Source organism: Pyxidicoccus fallax, from assembly GCF_012933655.1.
GTDB classification, from domain to species: domain Bacteria; phylum Myxococcota; class Myxococcia; order Myxococcales; family Myxococcaceae; genus Myxococcus; species Myxococcus fallax.
The window spans coordinates 1-3,886 of record NZ_JABBJJ010000591.1 but is presented as its reverse complement, the minus strand read 5'-3'; the positions used below and the strand labels follow the sequence as shown (position 1 = coordinate 3,886).

Genomic DNA, 3,886 nt, shown 5'->3' with positions numbered 1-3,886 from the left:
GTGGTGGGGCGGCCGGTGGCCGTGCACCCGGACCACCGCCTCAAGCGCGAGGCCCGGCGGCGGGGCTGGCCGGTGGTGAGCTGGGGCGTGCCGCCCGCCGGCACCCCGGCCGCGCCTCCCGCGCCGCCCGTGGTGCCGTCCACCGGCGCCTGACGCCGGGCGCCCCCGAAATGGAGCGCCCGGGTCCGACGGTGGGCCGTCAGCGGCGCGGAGACACCAGCCGCATGGTGAACGTGTAGTCCACGTTCACCGCGTGGCCCTGGTACATGACGGGCTTGTACGTGCGCGACTGGAGCGCCTCGATGACGGGCTTCTCCATGAAGGGCACGGGCTTGATGACGCGGCACTTCTCCACGCGGCCCTTGCTGGTGATGGTGCAGCGGGCGATGAACACGCCCTGGGCCTTCGCCTCGATGGCCTCGCGCGTGTAGACGATGTCCTTCGTCTGGTCGAGCATCTCCGGACGGGGCATGTCGTCGTTGTAGGGCAGCACGTCCCCGCGCGCCGCCGCGAGGGCCGCGGTGGGGAGCACCGGCACCGGCAGGCCGGTGGACACCGCCTTGGCCGGCGTCGCCGCCGCGGTGGCGCCGATCGCGCCCGCGGTGGGGGGCTCGGCGGCCTGGGCCGGCGTGGGCGCCAGCATCACCGGCGCGGACATGCCGCCGGGCGTGGCCACCGGCTCGGCGGGCTCCACGTCGTCGGAACCCGAGACGGACGCCACCTCCACGTTCCTGCCGCCACCACCGCCACGGCGCTTCTGCAGCTTCTGCGACAGCACCACCTCGCCGGAGCCGCCCGTGACGACGGTCTCCATCTGGTAGCCCTCCAGCGCGAAGGTCAGCTCCACGGTGATGGAGCCGTCCTGGCCCGCCGGCAGCTCCAGGGTGAAGGGCGTGGTGCCCCGCTCCTTGCCCCGGTAGAAGACGCGCGCGCCGCTCGGCTGGCTCATCAGCTTGAAGCGCACCTTGCCCGAGCTGGGCGCCGCCACCGGCTCCGCCGCGGGGGCGGGCGCGGCCGGCGCGGGGGCCTGCGCCACCGGCTCCGCGGGCTTGGGCTCCTCACCCTTGCCACGCGTCAGGAAGACCGCGCCGACGATGAGGCCCGCCACCACGAGGCCGCCCAGGCCCCCCGTCAGCAGCGTGCGCTGCCGGGCGCGCTGCACGGCCTTGGGGACCTCCACGCTGATGTCCACCGCCAGCGTGTCCCCGCTGGCGCCCTCGCTGGCGTGGCCCGCGCTGGCGAACAGCGCCGGGGAGGGGTAGGGGCCCGTCGTCGTCGCGCCGCCGGGGCGCTTGAAGATGCCGCTGTTGCCGCCCGCGGCCATGCTGGCCTCGCGCAGGCCCTCCAGCACCTCGTCCATCGTCTGGAAGCGCCGGGCCGGGTCCTTCTCCAGGCAGCGCCGCACCACCGCCTCGATTTCCGGCGGCACGTTGATGTCCGGGCGCACCTGCTGGAAGGTGGGCGGGGCTTCCTTGTAGTGGGCGAAGATGAGCTCGATGTGGTCTCGCGCGATGAACGGCGGGCGCCCCATCAGCATCTGGAACATCACGACGCCCAGGCTGTACACGTCGCTGCGCGCGTCGGTGACGTTGCGCGCCTGCTCCGGCGCCATGTACTGCGGCGAGCCGAGGAAGGTGCCGTTCTGGGTGATCTCCGGGGAGATCTGCCCCTCCTGGGGCGCGGCCACGGACTTGACGAGGCCGAAGTCCAGCACCTTCACCAGGTCCTGATCCTGCTCGTTGAGGAGCATGATGTTGGCCGGCTTCAGGTCGCGGTGGACGATGCCCAGGCTGTGCGCCTCGCGCAGCGAGCGGCAGATCTGCTGGGCCACGGAGACGGTGCGCTGCCACGTCAGCGGCCCCACCTGCCCGAGCACCTGGGCCAGCGTGCGGCCCTCCAGGTACTCCATGGCGATGTAGTAGATGCCGTCGTCCGTCTGCCCGTAGTCGATGACGGTGACGGTGTTGGGGTGGCGCAGCTTGGACGTCAGCGACGCCTCGCGCAAAAAGCGCTTCTGGAACCCCGGGTCCTTGCTGCTGGGGAAGTTGGGGTTGAGCACCTTCAGCGCGACCACCCGCTCCAGCGGCGTCTGCAGGGCGCGGTAGACCTTGCCCATGCCTCCCACGCCGAGCGGTTCCAGGATGCTGAAGCGACCATTCAGGGTGCGGCCGATCAGCGGATCCGCGCCAGAGCCGGCAGGCGCCTCGGGGTTCGACGCATCGCCCTTGATCATTCGTGACCCCTGACAGCAAGCAACATGGATTCTCCAGGAGTGTGGCGGCTACGCATCAAACCACAAATTCCCGGAGTCACGCACCCCTGGGTCGTCCACTCCTGCACGTCTGGTCGGCGAGCCACCGGCACCCCACCCCTTGGGACGGTGTGGGCGGATGGAGGGACGAGCCCGCATTGACGCTTCTCTCCCCCCCGGACTAGCGTGAAGGGTGTCCGGCGCTTCACGGTTGAAGCGCGCGGGCCGCAAGATGTCCGACACCCCCAACAATCCCGTGGACGCTCAGGTGCGCCGCCTTACGGTGCAGGAGCGGCTGAGCCAGCTGGAGGCCGAGCAGGCCCGGCTGCGCCTTGAACTGGCCTCGCTGGCGGGAGAGCTGCGCCTGCCGGGCATGTACCTCACGCTGGAGGCGGCGGGCACCAGCGCGCTCTTGCCGGCGGACGCGGTGCAGGAGGTGGTCCGGCTCGTGGAGCTGGAGCCGCTGCAGGGCGCGCCGCCGCACGTGGCGGGCACCTTCATCTACCGGGGCAGCCCCGCGGTGGCGGTGGACCTGGCGGTGCTGCTCGGCGTGCGCCGGCTGCCCGACCTGGACGCGCACCTGGTCATCTGCAAGGGCGCGCGCACGGTGGCGGTGCTCGTGGACCGCGTGAAGGACCTGGTGGAGACGCCGGTGCTGGTGGACGGCACGCCGGATGGCTCGGCGCCCATGCCCTGGGACGCCACCGGGCTGATGGCCGGGCTGTGCCGCACGCCGGACGGGGTGCGCCCGCTGCTTCGCACCTCGGCGGTGCTGGTGGGGTCGGAGGGGTCGTGAGTGCGGAGGTGCTCGACGATGCGACGCTCGTCCGCGTCGAGGAAGTGCTCCGGGCGGCCTGCGGTCTGACGCTGGCGCGCAGCCTGCGGCGCTCGCTCGACACGGCCCTGACGCGGGCCGCGGCGGCCAGCGGCGTGGAGCCGGGTGACTTCCTGCGGATGCTGCTGCTGCGCGAGTCGGCGGCGGTGGAGAGCTTCATCGAGCAGGCCGTCATCGGCGAGACGTACTTCTTCCGCCACCCGGAGCACCTGCGCACGCTGGCGCGGCTGGGCATGGCGCACGCGGGGCCCCTCTTCCACGTGTGGAGCGCGGGCTGCGCCAGTGGCGAGGAGCCCTACAGCATCGCCATGGCGCTTCTGTCCGCGGGCATGCCCGAGGGGCGCTTCCGCGTGCTGGCCACCGACGTGTCCGGCCGCGCGCTGCAGCGGGCGCGCGAGGGCGTGTACGGCCCCTGGTCGATGCGCCGCATCGAGCCGGAGCTGGAGAAGCGCTTCCTCGTGGCGCAGGGCGAGCAGTACTCCGTGGTGCCCCAGGTGCGGCGCGCGGTGGACTTCCGGCGGCACAACCTCGCGGTGGAGCCGCCGCCCGCCAACGGCCTGGGCGCCATCTTCTGCCGCAACGTCCTCATCTACTTCCCGCCGGAGCTGGTGCAATCGGTGCTGACCCGCTTCGTCGAGGCGCTCGCGCCGGGCGGGCTGCTCTTCGTGTCGCCCGCGGAGGTGCCCCTCACCAACGGCCTGGGGCTGGAGACGGTGGACGCCGAGGGCAGCGTGGCGCTGCGCGTGCCGCCTCCGGGCTGGACGCGTCCGGCCCCCCCGGCGCCCGCCCGCGCCGTGGAG

Annotated in this window: 3 protein-coding genes; 2 read left to right on the top strand and 1 reads right to left on the bottom strand. The window is 72.9% G+C overall.

The genetic code is table 11. The features are described from left to right. Nucleotides 1–199: 199 nt before the first annotated feature. Nucleotides 200–2,233, bottom strand: a complete 2,034-nt coding sequence (locus HG543_RS52185; protein WP_169352450.1) for a protein kinase domain-containing protein — start codon at nt 2,231–2,233, stop codon at nt 200–202. Between the two features lie 250 nt (nt 2,234–2,483). Between HG543_RS52185 and HG543_RS52180 the strand changes: the two genes are divergently transcribed. After that, the gene (locus tag HG543_RS52180; RefSeq protein WP_169352449.1) at nt 2,484–3,047 is read left to right on the top strand and encodes a chemotaxis protein CheW; all 564 of its coding nucleotides are present in this window, start codon (nt 2,484–2,486) and stop codon (nt 3,045–3,047) included. Beyond that, on the top strand, nt 3,044–3,886 hold an 843-nt coding region (locus HG543_RS52175), incomplete at its 3' end, for a CheR family methyltransferase (RefSeq protein WP_169352448.1). The genes HG543_RS52180 and HG543_RS52175, both read left to right, overlap by 4 nt.